This window comes from Acinetobacter sp. YH01022 (genome assembly GCF_013420235.1).
Classification (GTDB): Bacteria; Pseudomonadota; Gammaproteobacteria; order Pseudomonadales; family Moraxellaceae; genus Acinetobacter.
On the sequence record NZ_VOYP01000005.1, the window covers coordinates 120,499 to 132,947 of the forward strand.

Below are 12,449 nucleotides of genomic sequence, written 5' to 3' on the forward strand. Positions count from 1 at the left end.
ATTAAACTGACCATTTATTACTCTCATATATGAGCTTGGCTGACTGCAAACGAAATACGACTAAAGTTATATAATGGATTTTTACTGTAAAAATATTTTTAATAATAACAACTTGAAAAATTGTAACTAATTATACAAATGTATATTTAAATTTTGGTCATCTTTGCCATAGGAAATATGACATTGAATTTTTTGGTCAATAAAGCGGCAGCCAAAATAAAGAAATTGAGCAGTTTTGCCTAAAATGAAAAATAAATTGCCAGTGAGGTTAATAGAGGGTGTTTTTATGTAATGAAAACACCCATTTCACATACATGAAATGGGCGTTTGATCTGTAGTGATTTCTGAATAAAACGCTTAAGAACCGGAAATTTTTAAGCCCGATAACCAGGAACGCAGCGATGCTGGTTTTAACGGTTTTTTCAGCAGCACAATATTCAGCTCTTTCAAATGCTGTGGCAGTTCAGGATCGGAATCTGCGGTAATCAGTGCCACAGGAACCTGTTCCTGACGGTTGGCCAAAATGAAATCCAGACCAATTTTATTGTTGTTCAGGTGCTGATCGACCAGCCAGACCTGAATGTTTTCTTGCTGGATCAGCTCTAGGGCCTGTTCCGGTTCAGTGGCTTTAAAGACCTGATAACCCCATTTGGTCAGTAAGGTCGTCATCCCTTCCAGAATGGTTTCATCATTGTCCAGGCATAGAATCTTGTAGGCCTTGCTTTTCAGCGGGGTGGCCTGTACTGGTGCTGCCACGACTTTAGGCGCATCCACGATTGGCACTTCAATCATAAAACAAGAGCCCTTGCCATATTCAGAATAGACATGTACCGGATAGTCCAGCAGGCTGGTCATACGCTGCACAATCGCCAGTCCCAGTCCCAGTCCTTGCTCGCCCCAAGGCGAAGTATGGCCACAGCGTTCAAATTCCTGAAATAGTTTAATGCGCTGTTCTTCGGCAATCCCGGGGCCGGTATCCCAAACCCCAATCCGGATATGGCGTGGTTTTTCGCTAGAGCGAAGTACACCAACTACAACCTTGCCTTTAGCGGTATAGCGCAGGGCATTGCTGACAAAGTTTTGAATAATCCGGCGAATCCACTGTGGATCGGTGTCGATCCAGAACTGTGCATCATGCACGCTGAATTTAATGCCACGTTGTGCGGCAATAGATTTAAATTGCAGTTCCAGATCACTTAACAGGTCATGCAAGGGATAAGACTGACGTTTCGGCTGGATGGTACCGCCTTCGAGACGGGCAATGTCCAGCAGGGCAGACAGCATGCTTTCCGCACCATGCAAGGCACGGTCCAGCTGTTGCAGGGTTTTACGGTCTTCATCCGACTGTACGCTTTGTTCTAAAGCGGTACTGAACAGACGTGCTGCATGCATTGGCTGCAACAGGTCGTGACTGGCTGCTGCAATGAAACGGCTCTTGGACATGTTGGCACGGTCAGCCTGTTCACGGGCGAGTTGCTGCTCGGAAAGTGCATCGGCCAGCTGTTGGGTGCGGTCTTGTACCCGCGCTTCAAGTACGGCCTCATTTTCACGGAAAGCGGTAATATCGGCAAAGGTGGTGACGAAGCCGCCGCCTTCAATGGGATTACCTCGCATCTGGATGACGCGGCCATCTTTACGGATCCGTTCAAATTCATGCGCGCTGCCCATGGCCATCCAGTGAATCCGTTTGCGCACGTGTTCTTCGACCGAACCCGGCCCGCATTCACCGCGCTCGGCGTTATAACGGATCAGGTCGGCAATCGGACAGCCGACATAGACAATATCTTTAGGATAATCAAAAAGTTTAAGGTATTGATTGTTCCAGGCCACCAGACACATATTTTCATCGACCACGCTGACCCCCTGGGTCATATGGTCAATCATGGTCATGATCAGGTTCTGGTTAAAGCGTTGCCATTGTGAGGCCTGATCCAGAATATTGGCGACCTGACCGAGTGCCAGACCATTATTCACCATGGCTGTGGTGAGTAGGGTACGCGCCGAAGCAGCACCAATGGTTCCGGCCAGATACTGTTCGGTAAAACGCCACCACATGCCATTGGCATTGCTGTTTTCATTCAGGATTACGTTGTTTTGAGCACAGAACTGCTGAAAGGCATGAGTGGCCGGTCCTTCACCGGTAATCCTTTTGGCCAAGGTAATTAAATCACCTACTTTCAGGCGGGCAACATCCTGGTGAGAGTAATTGATTTCACTTGAGGCATTGTGGGTCGGCAAAGGTTTGGTTTCATAATAGAAGAAACTTTCCGCCTGAATTTGCTCGGCAATACTGGGACGGAAAATTCGTGACACCCACACATACAGCACGATATTCAGACCCAATGCCCAGGTCACGCCATGGGTGAGGGGAGCAAAAGACTGAAAACCAAACAGTGCTTCGGGGCGTAACCAGTCCATGCCTAAAGGCCCTGCAAGCAAGAACTGCTGGCTAAAATGGCTGTATTCAGCAGGCAGGCTGCGCAGTACGGTAGGCAACAGCAAGGTATAGGCCCACATGACAAAACCGGCAATTAGACCTGCATATACGCCCTGTTTACTACCACCACGCCAATACAGACCACCAATCAAGGCTGGAGCAAATTGGGCCACGGCACTGAAGGCCAGCAAGCCAAATACTGAAAGCTGGTCGATGTCATTAAAGAAATGGAAAAACAGGAAACCCAGTAACATGACGGCTAAAATACACACCCGGCGGGTAAATTTCAGCACCAGAGGCAGACGTTTGTCATGACGCGAAAGTATGCCGGTACGCCACAAGGCAGGCATAATCAGGTCATTACTGAGCATAATCGACAAGGCGACTGAAGAGACCAGCAGCATTCCCGTAGAAGCAGAAAAACCGCCCAGGAAGGCCAAAAGTGTCAACCACTCCTGATCATAACTGAGCGGCAAGGACAGTACAGCGACATCAGGAATTGCAAGAAAATGCGGTGCAGCATGCAAGGCCCAGCTGGCAATTGGAATAATCGCCAGTGTGGTCAGAATCAGATAAGTGGCAAACCAGCGACGTGCACCGCGAATATGTTTTTCATCCCGCAGTTCAACCACCGCGACATGGAACTGTCGTGGTAAGCAGATAATCGCCAAGGCTGCGAGTAAGGTTTGCACCCAGAACGTTTCGGGAACACCAAACAGCTGAACCTGTTTAAAGGTTTCTGCGACATCCGTGGAAATTTGCCCCAGGTTTTCGGGGGCATCAAAGACAAAGAACAGGGCCACACACAGCAGGGCAAACAGTTTGACAAAAGACTCAAATGCCACGGCCAGCATTAAACCGCCATGCTGTTCGGTATTGGCAATTTGTCGGGTACCGAACAGCATGGCCAGAATGGCTAAAATTCCAGTCAAAAACAGCACACTATTGGTGGTGCTTTGTATGCCGGTATTCTGTTGCAACACTACAGCAGCACTCAAGGCGATGGCTCTGAGCTGCAAGGCTAAATAGGGAATAATTGCGATGACTGCCAGAATGGTGACCAGGGATGCCAGAGGGCCGCTTTTGCCATAACGTGCAGCCACAAAATCTGCAATGGAAGAAATGGCATGATGCTGCCGCACACGTCCCAAACGGCGCCAGATATCATAACCCACACCGACAAAAATCAGGGGCCCAAGGTAAATGGGCAGGAAGATAATGCCTTCACGCACCGCAGCCCCGGTTGCACCGTAAAATGTCCAGGATGAGCAATATACCCCTAAGGTTAGACTAAAGAGAAACATGCGACCGCGGGTACTTAGGCGACTGGCGTGTTTTTCACCAAAAAATGCACAGATAAAGAGTAACGCGATATAAAGGGCGAGCACGCCGATAATGAGCCAACTATTCATATTGCCTACAGCATAAATTTATGTCGTAATAATAACCTATCTAGTAATCTTGCCGCTTTAATTGATCAAAATTTAACACCAAAGTAGTAATTACAAGAACCTAATAAGATTGTTAAGTTAGATAACGAAATAATTCGAATTAAAAAAATCACCTATGGCTGGGTGCACACAGGAGCATGATTATGGATGAGGCACATGTAGAACGTATTCTACAGAATCCCAAATTTAAAGAAATGGTCAGCAGAAAAAGCAGATTAAGTTGGACATTAACAATCATCATGTTGATTGTGTATGTAGGCTTTATGCTTTTAGTTGGTTATAACAAAGAATTCTTAATGAGTTCGGTTAGCGGCGGCGTTACCACTATAGGTATGCCACTCGGCTTGAGCATTATTGTATTGTCTTTCATTTTATGTGGTGTTTATTCGTATATTGCAAACAATAAACTGGATGCATTAAATGAAGAAGCGATGCGAGAAGTTGAAGCAATTGCGAATGAGAAAGGACAGTAATCAGATGAAATGGAATTCATTGAAAGCGCAAGCACTCGCTGCTTCTACGCTACTGATGTCAGGTATGGCAATGGCAGGTCCTGATTTGGGTGCAGCTGAACAGCAAGCAACCAACTGGCATGCGATTATTATGTTCGCGATTTTCGTGGGCTTCACCTTGCTGATTACCAAATGGGCAGCAAGACAAACCACCAGTACTGCAGATTTCTATACTGCGGGTGGTGGTATCTCAGGTTTCCAGAATGGTCTGGCGATTGCCGGTGACTATATGTCAGCAGCATCGTTCCTGGGTATTTCCGCAATGGTATTCAGCTCAGGCTTTGACGGTTTGCTTTACTCACTCGGCTTCATGGTGGGTTGGCCAATCGTATTGTTCCTGGTTGCAGAGCGTTTACGTAACCTGGGTAAATTCAACTTGTCTGACGTGGTTTCATTTCGTCTGGAAGAAAAACCGGTACGTACTCTGGCAGCTCTTAGCTCTTTGGTTGTTGTTGCCTTTTATCTGATTGCTCAGATGGTAGGTGCAGGTCAGCTGATCAAATTACTGTTCGGTCTGAACTACAACATTGCTGTGGTGATTGTGGGCCTTTTGATGATGGCTTACGTAATCTTCGGTGGTATGCTGGCAACCACTTGGGTACAGATCATCAAAGCGGTGATGTTACTTTCAGGTGCAACTTTCATGGCTTTCATGGTAATGAAAGGCGTGGGCTTCAGCTTCACCAACATGTTTGAACAATCGATTCAGGTATTCTCTAAAGTACATGAAATCAGCCTTGCAGAAGCAGGCAATATCATGGGCCCAGGTAAACTGGCAGCGAACCCGATTGATGCGATTTCTTTGGGTCTGGCATTGATGTTTGGTACTGCTGGTCTTCCACATATCCTGATGCGTTTCTTTACCGTAAAAGATGCTAAAGAAGCACGTAAATCAGTGGTTGTGGCTACAGGTTTCATCGGTTACTTCTATCTTTTAACTTTCATCATTGGTTTCGGTGCGATCCTTTACGTATCAAACAACCCGCAATTCATTGATGTGGCGAAAATGGCTGTAACTGGCAAGCTAGAACTTGTTGGTGGTAACAACATGGCTGCGGTTCACTTGGCTGATGCTGTTGGCGGTGACTTGTTCATGGGCTTCATTTCAGCAGTAGCATTCGCAACGATTCTTGCGGTGGTCGCTGGTTTGACATTGTCTGGTGCTTCAGCAATTTCACACGACTTGTATGCAAACGTATTCAAGAAAGGCCAAACTACACCTGAATCTGAACTACGTATGTCTAAAATTGCAACTCTAGGTCTTGCGATCTTTGCGATGATTTTAGGTATCCTGTTCGAGAAACAAAACGTTGCCTTCATGGTAGGTCTCGCATTCTCGGTTGCTGCATGTGCGAACTTCCCGGTACTGGTACTGTCAATGTTCTGGAAAGGCTTGACCACTCGTGGTGCAGTAGCTGGCGGTGTTGCAGGTCTTGTTGCTGCAGTAACTCTAATTGTACTGTCTAAAGCGGTTTGGGTAGATACTTTGGGTGTTTCTGAGACACCAATCAACCCATTCAATGGTCCAGCAATCTTTGCAATGCCATTATCGTTCCTATGCTGCTGGTTATTCTCTGTGACTGACAGTTCGGCACGTGCGCATGCAGAACGTAAAGCTTTCGATGCACAGTATGTACGTTCACAAACAGGTATTGGTATCTCTGGTGCATCAGATCACTAAGATACAGTTACTTTAAAAAAAGCCCCATTCAGGGGCTTTTTTTATGACTTTAGCAAATGGAACACAACGTGATTGCAAGGCTGGGCTTCGGTTCTCAATCCTATTGTTAGCATGGATGAGTCTCTCTTTTATCAAACATAAATCTGGCAAAGAAGAGGGCGACTTTTATCATTTTTCTACAAATGTTTCACTTGCAGCTTCAAGCATTCATGCTAAGTTGATTAAAAGAAACATAAAAAATTCAGGCATAAAAAAGCAATATTTTGGAGCAGTACATGCAGGCGATTATGGATGTGTGGAAGGTATTTCGCGTATTGCCTTCAGCTTGGCTACTTTTATTACAATTTATTATTTTAATTCTGTCGGTTGCCGTCAATTACAGCACGCCTTACCGTACGCTTAGCTGGCTACTGGGGGTGCTGGTTTTACTGGTGATTGCCAAAGTCATTCGGCAAACACCGATGTTTACCATTTTGGGCTTAAGTTTTGTCAGTGGTGCCGTGATTTTTTCTTCCCTGATTATATTAGGTATAAAAAATCCATGGCTACAAGTCATTGCCCATGGTTTTGAAGCCGCAGCTTACTTTAGCGCGGCCTATGGTTTGTTGCGTTATATGTTTGAAGACCGCTATTTAACCCGAGATGAACTGTTTGCTGCAGGTGCGGTATTTACGTTGCTGGCCTGGGCATTTGCTTTTTTATATAACGTTTGCCAGCTGCTGGTACCGGGAAGCTTTCAGAATCCCAATGTTGCAGGTTTACAAAGCTGGCTTGATTTATTGTTTTTGAGTTTTAGTTTGCAGTCTGCAACCGGCTTATCGGATTTAATGCCCATAAGTGCCCCCGCACGGGTACTGGCACTACTGCAAATGTTTTCCGGGGTTATGTATCTGGCCCTCATTGTTTCACGCTTGATTGCCTTGCAATATATTGCCCATTTACCCAAGCATTCTAAAGATAAAGACCAATAAAAAGGACGCATAAAGCGTCCTTTTTTGAATTCTTTTTCTAATTAAAAATTAGAAACGGAATTTAGCGTTTACGCCAACAGTTTGTGTATCAAGCGCAAGTTGTTCAGCATTCGCATTTACGTAAGAAGCGCCCACTGCAACGGCAGGAGTGATGAAGTAATTTACGTTTGCACCCCAAGCTGAGTCTGGTGTACCAGCAAAGCTAGATTCAGCATAAGAAGCACCAACGCTTAACTTAGGCGTAACGAAAAGAGTTGTACCTAGGTTATAAGCAGTGTCGTCACCGTAAACTAAACCAGATTCAAAACCGATTGCCATGTTGGTTCCGTCAATAGCACCAACATATTTGGTACGTGCAGTAATTGCATCTTGATCTTCACCGATCGTAGCAGTTTCACCAACTGATTTAACAACGCCATTAGCCATAACATTGAATGCATCAAGAGCAGTTTGATCAGCAACGCTTGTATAACCTACTGCAACCAAGAAATTAGGCGCAGCAAATGCACCAAGTTCTAAGGCATAACGGTCGCCTTGATCATCAGTGGCGTTGTTATTTTTGCTGTCTAAAATTGTGTGGCTATAAGAAGCGCTAGCATATACAGGTACAACTTGAGTTGGCACATAAGCTTCAGCTTTAACGCCATAGTTATGAGCGATAACGTCGATATCGTCTGAACCTAACTCGCCGTAATTATAAGCAACAGATACGTTAGATGCTTGGTTTAAGAAAGCTGCTTCAGCCAATGGGCCTTTAGAAGAGTCAACATCTTTAAGGTAATAAGTACCTTGCAAACCACCGGTGAAATCTTTGTCATTTGCTGTGGTGTCGATGTATTCAGACTGACCTTGTACTTCTACTTGATATGCTTGAGCACCGGTCATGGCTAATAATAAAGCAGTGGCTAAACCGAGTTTTTTCATATTAATTTCCAATTCTATTTTCTATTGCAGGTGAATTAAACTACTTTTATTGTATTGTAACAAAACATTAAGTCAATGAACTAAAAGAACATTATTTTGTTGTTTTTTTGTTATACATAATGTAATTGGTTGAAAAAAGTACGATTAAACTGTGTCAGGTCAACTTGAAAAATTTGTTTTTAGAACAAATGAATATGAACATTTTTAAAACTTATTTTTTCAGAAATATGCAAAAAATAAGGACTTTGTATAATGTTAAATTGGATTAAATTTAAAAATTAATTGTAAAATCCAATTGAAATATACTTTATTGCATGATCTGTATGGCATTTTAAGGCTATTCATTTGATTCTAATAATAAAATTCACCTAAAACGGGATGGGGTTGGTTGAAAAATGCACAAATTGTAATTTATTTAGTGCAAATATCGTGCTGTTGTGATGAATTTTAAATCTTACTGTTTTGATAGGCTTTACTTTTATAACGGTTTTTACGATAATGTATCTATCAATTCATACTACATTGCAATAATGTGATGATGATCTGATTCTCCATAAACAAGTTTTTGTTTTATATGCCCAACTTTCCCCAAGGTTGGGTTTTTTTTTATGTCAGAAAAATATTGCAGTTGGCTGCGAAATAAGAACAGGCAATAAAAATGGAAGCATAATCATATTAATAGCAAAACTTATTTTTAGTCATTAGAGAGTGAATCCTTAAGTAGAAACCCTAGGATTAACTTTTATTGCACCAATATGGTGCTTAATGTGGAGCGGGAATTAGATTTTTCTTGAAATTTAAGTATAAAAAACCCCAATTTTCAAAGAAAACTGGGGTTTTTCGCCAAAATCTTCGGAAAAATTAAAAAATCTGCTGAGAATATATTTAATTTGCCCTAATGAGGTGCATTATGCACTTATTTGTGGCATGTGTAAATATTTTCTTATCATGCAAGTAGCAATATTTAGATAAGCAGGTAATTTAAACAATATAAATTGGGGGCTTCCTAGAAATAGTCCTGCATTATTTTGTCGAGATCTTTAAGGGAAACAGGATTTTCTATTTAAGCGGCTTGCTTAACTGCAATTTATAGATATGCAAAATTTTTAATTGCACTCAATGAAAAGCAGTTTGCTACTATTGGGGGAAAGAATAAAAATTGAGTTGAAACCCTACAGATATGCACTGGATCTTAAAGCTTTATTAAAGAATTTAGATTTTTTTTAACTTTTATTTTAAAAAATATTATAAGTGGTTGATAGAATGCAGATATTTAAAAATATTGATTAATTTTTAACTCTTTTTAGATCAAAATCGTGTAATATATTTATATATAATTTGAGTATGATCACAGGTCATTTGGTGTGTATGGTGAGTAATTAATTTATGTATAAATTACGCTCGGAACATATCAGCCGGCGGCTGTTTTGGTCGATGATCATTATCGCACTGTCTCTTTTGTTTTTATCTGTTCCCTTAATTGTCAGTAGTTATCAGAGCTATCAGAAAGCAGATCGTGCCTTAACTGAAATTTCTGCGCTTCGTGCTGTAGCTGATTTAGCCAATAAAATTTCCCGTGAACGGGCACCTGCTAATAAGGTGATGTCGAGTAGTGCCGATGAACTCGAAGAAAATATAAAAGAATTAGAAGCTTACCGGAAAGAAGTAGATCTGCAGATTGAGCAGACAAGTGTAATTTTAGCTACGGCAGGTTTTTCTGTTCAGGCTCAAGCCTTATCTTCTCATGTAAAAGGGGCTTTGGCTCAAGGTCGTCATGCGGTCGATGTTTATAGTGCCTTGCCGCGATCTGAACGGAGTGCAAGACAGCTGGATCAGGCGATTCAGCAAATGTTTAAGGCATGGGATAGTTGTAAAGCAATTATAGAAAATGTATTGGTACATTCTGAAGCTGAAGGAACTTCAGTCTCAGACTACTATACGCTGATTTTAATTTTGGCTGATTTACGTGATCAGGCTGGTCGAACTGCCTCTAATATTATGGCAGCGGTGACTTTTAATGAAAAAATCCCCGAAGATAACTTGGCGCGGTCATTGCAGACGCAACATCAGGCCCATTATTTATGGGCTTTAGTGAATACCATACAGCCTGCGCAGGATAAAACCCCAGAATATCTAGCTTTACATCAGCAGGTAAAAGCACAGTTTTTAGATCAAGGTATTCCAATAGTTACTCGCCTGATGAATGAAAGTATCCGTAATCAGGCCTATTCATTGACCGGTACGCAACTCACAGAAGCAATGGTTGATAAATTCCTGACAGTAGTCAATTTGCAAAGCTATATTCTGGATTACAGTGTTACGGTCGCTCAAACCCAGAAGAAACAAGCCCAGCAAAAACTGATTTTAACTTTACTGGTGGCACTGATCTGTTTGGTTGCGGTTTCTTTTACCATGATCTATGCGCGCAATCATGTTTTTATACCGTTACTTAAAGCCAGAAATACCATTCTTCGACTGGCACAGCATCAGGTTATAGAGAGTAAACAGACACCATTATCTGCTAAGCCAATCACCTTATTAGACGCCCTTAAAGAATTAAAGCGGGTACTACAGCAGCGTGACGCACTGGAATTTCAGCTCAGAAATATTGCCAATACGGATAATTTGACGGGTGTATCTAACCGTTTGGCTTTAGAGGAATATATCCGTTATCTGGAGAATAAGCCGAATCAGTTCAAGCACACTGGCTTAATCATTATTGATATCGATGACTTTAAGCATGTGAATGATACTTTTGGGCATATTGTCGGTGATGAAGTCATTAAACTGATTGCAGAAAAATTGCAATTGAATGTAAGAGCTTCGGATTTAATTGTTCGTTATGGTGGTGATGAATTTTTGGTTTTAATCGAGCACATTAATTTTCCGGAGGCTTGGGCTATTGCCAATAAAATTCTTCAGGAGATTGGTAGATCTGAACTGTATATTGCTGAATTAAACCAGAATATTCGTATTTCTGTTAGTGCTGGAGTAGTGGTAGGGGGAGCATCGTGGATGTCACTACTGGAAAAAGCCGACAAATCATTATTTCAGGCTAAGGCAAATGGTAAAAATAAAGTGGCGGGGTGATGCCACTACTGCATTTTGAATTTTAAATCATTTCTGCTTCTTGAGTATCAACATCTTCTAGATTTATTATTTGGCTATGAACTGTATCATTGCATGTGAGTAAAACTCTCTTTTCTATTTCTAATGATAGCGCTTTGCAACGTTGCTGGATAAAATTTTCATAATCATTAGTCCAAATCCCATAATTATTGATATTGATCAGATGAGTGAGCATATGATTTTGTAAACTAGGGTTTTGCTCTCTAAACTTCGTCATATATTCGGATGGTGCTTTAGCACCAATTTGTCTTTTATTTAAAAAATCATCTACGATTGTAATATTAGCAATATGATTACTTTGAGCTTCTCCAATACCCTTTTTACTTAAATAGGCTTTAGGGAAGAAATGGTGATAATTTCTACTATTAGCTCTATGAAGCCAATCGTTATTAATGTTTACGATAGCCCCATCAATAAATGAAACGGGTCTGTAATAAGCTAATATACATAACATCGCTTTTATATAACTACGACCTGCATTAAAACTACCATTTTTACGTATAAATTCCGGTGAAGTATCAATATACCACTCATATTCTGGTTGTATATTTATCAGAATTAAATCAATTTTTTTAATATCTTGAGCTAATTTACTTTCAACAGAACTTGAATATCTCCCCCCTAAGCTAATCCGCCAAAAAAAATCTTCCAAATATTTCTGTTTTTTATCTAATGGTTTATCTTTGTGGTGATAAAAGAAATAAGCAAAAGGGGCAAGTAATGCATTGTAGGGTAATAACTTTGAAACAGGAATTCGATAATAACCTTTTAAATAATCAACGGCTGCTTCAATTGCTTTAACTACATTATCCCAAATATTAATGAATTGAACTTTTTCCAAACGAAGAATATTTTTTCGGTTACATTCTTTGGTAATAATTAATGAAACTATTTGTAAAACTGTAGCATCAGAAATGGTGTCATATTCCACATTTTTTAATGTAGCAACTAAATTTTGAAATTTTTCGGAAAGGTCAAACTCTTTCTCTGAGTCAAAAGTTTTTGCAACCATAATTTCAAAAAGTGATAATGGTTTACCACCAACATTAATTCGAGTAAAAATTTCAGTTGCCACGTCAATAGAGGCTTCTTTAACTTCTATAAGCGAAAAATTATAACTTTGAATAATTTGTTTATATTCATCAAGTAGTAAATGAAATTTAGAATCATATGTCACTAGAGTAGATAGACCTGAATTAATTAAATCAGTAAGGCTTATAAGTATCAACTAAAAAGTAAACATGTATTCATTACCAAAACCCTTTGAAATCTGCCCAACCCAACGCTCTATTTGATCTGCCTTCATCACCTTAAAATCCCGCCAGTTATACTTCATCTGCTTCC

The 12,449-nt window shown here is 41.1% G+C and carries 7 protein-coding genes; 4 read left to right on the forward strand and 3 right to left on the reverse strand.

Translation table 11 applies throughout. The features are described from left to right. Positions 1-357: 357 nt before the first annotated feature. Positions 358-3,849 (reverse strand): PAS domain-containing hybrid sensor histidine kinase/response regulator, encoded by a 3,492-nt coding sequence (locus FTT87_RS02895; protein ID WP_180174319.1) that lies wholly within the window; start codon positions 3,847-3,849, stop codon positions 358-360. A 182-nt stretch (positions 3,850-4,031) separates the two neighbouring features. Here FTT87_RS02895 and FTT87_RS02900 point away from each other — a divergent pair, with 182 nt between their 5' ends. The 3 genes from FTT87_RS02900 to FTT87_RS02910 all read left to right on the forward strand — a co-directional run bounded on the left by FTT87_RS02900 (position 4,032) and on the right by FTT87_RS02910 (position 7,052). Further along, a complete protein-coding gene (locus tag FTT87_RS02900) occupies positions 4,032-4,361 on the forward strand; it encodes a DUF485 domain-containing protein (RefSeq protein ID WP_131274170.1) in 330 nt (109 codons plus the stop codon). A 4-nt stretch (positions 4,362-4,365) separates the two neighbouring features. After that, positions 4,366-6,081 (forward strand): cation acetate symporter, encoded by a 1,716-nt coding sequence (locus tag FTT87_RS02905; RefSeq protein WP_180174320.1) that lies wholly within the window; start codon positions 4,366-4,368, stop codon positions 6,079-6,081. 275 nt (positions 6,082-6,356) lie between these two features. Further along, the gene (locus FTT87_RS02910; RefSeq protein WP_086196506.1) at positions 6,357-7,052 is read left to right on the forward strand and encodes an ion channel; all 696 of its coding nucleotides are present in this window, start codon (positions 6,357-6,359) and stop codon (positions 7,050-7,052) included. A gap of 48 nt (positions 7,053-7,100) precedes the next feature. Here FTT87_RS02910 and omp33-36 read toward each other — a convergent pair whose 3' ends face one another. Further along, a complete protein-coding gene (gene omp33-36, locus FTT87_RS02915) occupies positions 7,101-7,976 on the reverse strand; it encodes a porin Omp33-36 (RefSeq protein ID WP_086196505.1) in 876 nt (291 codons plus the stop codon). 1,386 nt (positions 7,977-9,362) lie between these two features. Between omp33-36 and FTT87_RS02920 the strand changes: the two genes are divergently transcribed. Continuing rightward, positions 9,363-11,066, forward strand: a complete 1,704-nt coding sequence (locus FTT87_RS02920) for a GGDEF domain-containing protein (protein ID WP_166170776.1) — start codon at positions 9,363-9,365, stop codon at positions 11,064-11,066. A gap of 22 nt (positions 11,067-11,088) precedes the next feature. On the opposite strand, the gene FTT87_RS02925 is transcribed toward FTT87_RS02920, so the two are convergent. Continuing rightward, the gene (locus tag FTT87_RS02925; RefSeq protein WP_180174321.1) at positions 11,089-12,282 is read right to left on the reverse strand and encodes a DUF1524 domain-containing protein; all 1,194 of its coding nucleotides are present in this window, start codon (positions 12,280-12,282) and stop codon (positions 11,089-11,091) included. Between the last annotated feature and the right edge of the window lie 167 nt (positions 12,283-12,449).

What these genes read in the sequence shown, in the direction of transcription:
- FTT87_RS02905 (WP_180174320.1), top strand. Translation starts at nt 4,366, where the DNA reads ATGAAATGGAATTCATTGAAAGCGCAAGCACTCGCTGCTTCTACGCTA.
- FTT87_RS02895 (WP_180174319.1), bottom strand. Translation starts at nt 3,849, where the DNA reads ATGAATAGTTGGCTCATTATCGGCGTGCTCGCCCTTTATATCGCGTTA.
- FTT87_RS02900 (WP_131274170.1), top strand. Translation starts at nt 4,032, where the DNA reads ATGGATGAGGCACATGTAGAACGTATTCTACAGAATCCCAAATTTAAA.
- omp33-36 (WP_086196505.1), bottom strand. Translation starts at nt 7,976, where the DNA reads ATGAAAAAACTCGGTTTAGCCACTGCTTTATTATTAGCCATGACCGGT.
- FTT87_RS02910 (WP_086196506.1), top strand. Translation starts at nt 6,357, where the DNA reads ATGCAGGCGATTATGGATGTGTGGAAGGTATTTCGCGTATTGCCTTCA.
- FTT87_RS02920 (WP_166170776.1), top strand. Translation starts at nt 9,363, where the DNA reads ATGTATAAATTACGCTCGGAACATATCAGCCGGCGGCTGTTTTGGTCG.